The 3,105-nt window shown below is 72.3% G+C and carries 1 protein-coding gene and 1 pseudogene; one reads left to right on the forward strand and one right to left on the reverse strand.

From position 1 onward, the window contains the following. A pseudogene (locus Q0A34_RS03635) lies at positions 1–220 on the forward strand (low molecular weight phosphatase family protein); the annotation flags it as partial. Between the two features lie 141 nt (positions 221–361). Here the strand turns inward: Q0A34_RS03635 and Q0A34_RS03640 are convergent. Continuing rightward, a complete protein-coding gene (locus Q0A34_RS03640) occupies positions 362–2,908 on the reverse strand; it encodes a glycosyltransferase (RefSeq protein ID WP_291478537.1) in 2,547 nt (848 codons plus the stop codon). Positions 2,909–3,105: the final 197 nt, after the last annotated feature.

The raw sequence follows: 3,105 nt of genomic DNA on the forward strand, positions 1-3,105 counted from the left end.
CAAGGGTGTGGATCCGGCGCTCTTACGGCGGGCGGACCGGGTCATCATCGTCGGGGCGCAGGCGCAGCTGGAGCTTCCCGCCGACGCAGCCGGGACGCTGGAACGGTGGCACACCGATGAGCCGGCCGACCGGGGGATCGAGGGGGGCCGGCGTATGCGGATGATCCGTGACGACATCGACGCGAGGGTGAAGCTGCTCGTCCAGGAATTCGCAGACTGAATCGTCGCCGTACTCAGTGACCTCCGGGACGCGCACGGGGTTCATACTGGTCATCGGTGCGCGGAAGCCGACCGTGGCGAGATGACCGGGCACCACGTCCACCGTCAACGCCGGCAGAGAGACGGCGGGTGCCGGCTCTCTCTACCTCGCCGCCGCGCCGACCAGCGCGCCGTAGTCCCCGCGCACCAGGTCAACCACCGAGGCACGGGTGGTCACCGCACCTCCCCGCACGATCGCGACCCGTTCCAGGATCTCGTCCGCGGTGAGGTCGGGACTGTACTCCAGCACCGACCCCAGGTCGCCGTACCAGTCGAACTGGCCGCTGAACTTGCCGACGTAGCCGATGCCCACCGTGGGCACCCCGCTGCTCAAGGCGGCGACACAGGCGTGCATCCGCGCCGACACACAGTAGGCGGCCGCGGCGATCGCCGCCTTCGCCTCGGCTGCCGTGGCCGGCACCGTCATCGTGGCGTCCACACCCACCTCCGCCAGCGCACCGACGATGCGTCGACCCAGCTCGACGTCGCCGACGCTGTCACGGACGTCGTGCACCACGACCTCGACAGGACGGCCGTCGCCCTGCTCCCGCATCCGGCGGCCGAGCTCCTGCCACAACGTGACCAGGTGATCCGTCCCGACACCGTACATGCCGCCCAGGTGGGCGTTCGGCACGAAGACCACGGGTGCCTTCCGCACACCGTCCTCCACCGGCCGACCCGTGCCCGGGGCCGGCTCCAGCAGGGCAGCGATGTCAGGTGTGCAGGGCACCTCCCGGCCGAGGATGTCCGCCGCCCTGCGCGCCGACAGGGCGTCGCGGGCGCGGACGACCACCGACCGGTCGAGACGCCGCAGGATGCGCGCCGCCGCCGGGTGGACCGTGGCCGGCAGACTGAAGTTCACCAACGCCGCCGCATGGCCTGCCGCGGCGGCCACGTTGAGCATCCGCACGCGGGTCGCCAACAGGGCCAGCTCATAGTCACCGGCCAGCGTGTCCGCACCGATGACCACCAGCGGCCCTGACGCGAGCTCCCGCACCGTGGTGGCCGTCGGGACCGTGCCGCGCCCGGCGGTCAGCCCGCCCAGGGGCAGCACGTCGACCCCCTCGGGCACCAGCCGACGCCACGGTTCGGCGTCCCCGGGGACGACGAGATCGACACCGGTACCGGTGGCTGTCCCGACAGCTGCGTCGTCGAGAAGCTCCCGCAGGGAGGCCGCCGCCACCAGGCCCATGGCCTCGTCGCCGAAGGAGCCGTGGGACGCCGGCAGGACCACCCGCACCCGCCCGGTCCCCGCGTGCGCGGCCGGCCGGGCCCGCGGCAGCGGACGGTGGGTGTTCACCACTCCGAAGACCCGCTGGCCGGCCCACTTCGCCCGGGACACCAGCCGCTGCGCCGGCGACGGCACCGGTTCTGGTGACGGTACCGGTGCCGACGGCAGCTCCGCGGACGGCTCCCGCTGCCCACGGCGGATCAGGTCCGCCAGGTCCGACCAGTCCGGCTGCTCCGCCACCCGGCGGATCGCCCCGGACGACAGTGCGCGGTACAGCGCCGGATCAGTGAGCAGCGACTCGATCCCGTCCGCGACGGCCTCCGGGCTGACGTCGTCGGTAACCACGCCGAACCCGTCCACCTGGTCGGGGATCGCCCCCACGGGTGTGGCCACGCACGGTACCGCGTGCGCCAGTGCCAGAGTCACCGGGCCGGACTGGCTGGCCTCGGTGTAGGGCAGCAGCATGATGTCGAAGCCACGGACGACCTCCGTGACCTCCTCCTCCGGGATCCACCGGTTGTCCCAGGTGGCGTAGCCGCCGAGGTCGGTGTCACGCAGCCGCTCCTCCGGGCCGGAGCCGATGATCCTCAGTTCGCACTCCGGCGCGCCACGCTCCCGGAGGATGCGCATCGCCGCCAGTGCGACGTCGATGCCCTTGTACTTCTGCAGGCGTCCGAACAGTCCGATCACCGGCACCCGCGGCGCGCCGTCGGTGTCAGCGTCGGTGTCGGCGCCGGTGTCGGGCAGTTCACGCGGCTGCGTCGCCGCGTCCGCCAGATCGAACGGCGGGTGGTCACCCGTGGTGATCGGGACGTCCACCCGGTCAGCGAGGATCGACGTCACCGCCTCAGAGAACGTGACCACCCGGTCAGCCCGGCGCAGCTCATTGCGCCGGCCCACCGACTGGACCACACTGCCCTCGCCGGGATGCGCCGACCCGTCGTGGATGCAGGCGACGTACTCTACGTCGCCGGGGACCAGCACGGGCAGAGCGAGGGACTGGTACACGCTCTCCATCACGCACACCACCCGGTCGATTCGGTGCCGCCGGATCCACCGGCGCAACCGCAGCGAATTCCACAGCAGCCGGGGCAGCCCGTAGACCACACCCGCGGTGGAGTTGTAGGTCGGCACCGGGAACGCCGGCACCCCGCCGCGCGCCTGCGCGGCGAACCGGGGCGCGATCTCGGCGTCCGGGTTGTAGGAGAGGTAGGACTGGGGATACGCGGTCTGCGACGCTGCGGACGTGGCGGAGGCCCGGACAGGCTGGTCGGCGGGGCCGACCTGGAGAGGCTCCCGGTTCAGGTCCCCGTCGACGAGATCGGCGAGGAATCGGGGGCCGCCACCGGTGCGACCCCAGTGAACCCAGAGTGTCCTGGCTTCCGACGGCAGGGTGAGGGACCTGTCGACGTTGGTCATGGACAACAGTGTAGGCGCCGGGGCCCGGGCTCGCCCACCGTGCCCGGGACGCCGGCCCGCAGAGCCCCGCCGGACGCGGCCCCGGGGGACGCCGCGTTGCCCACCTGCCTGTTCCTGCCTAGGATGAAGGGACATCCCGGGGGCACCCTCCTCTCCACGCCCCCGCCCTCCAGAAACTCTCTCCGACTCTCCCGAAA

The sequence above is a fragment of the Corynebacterium sp. genome (genome assembly GCF_022712195.1).
In the GTDB taxonomy this organism is placed as follows: Bacteria; Actinomycetota; Actinomycetes; order Mycobacteriales; family Mycobacteriaceae; genus Corynebacterium.

Coding starts and splice junctions, on each gene's coding strand:
- Q0A34_RS03640 (WP_291478537.1), bottom strand. CDS start 2,908: ATGACCAACGTCGACAGGTCCCTCACCCTGCCGTCGGAAGCCAGGACA.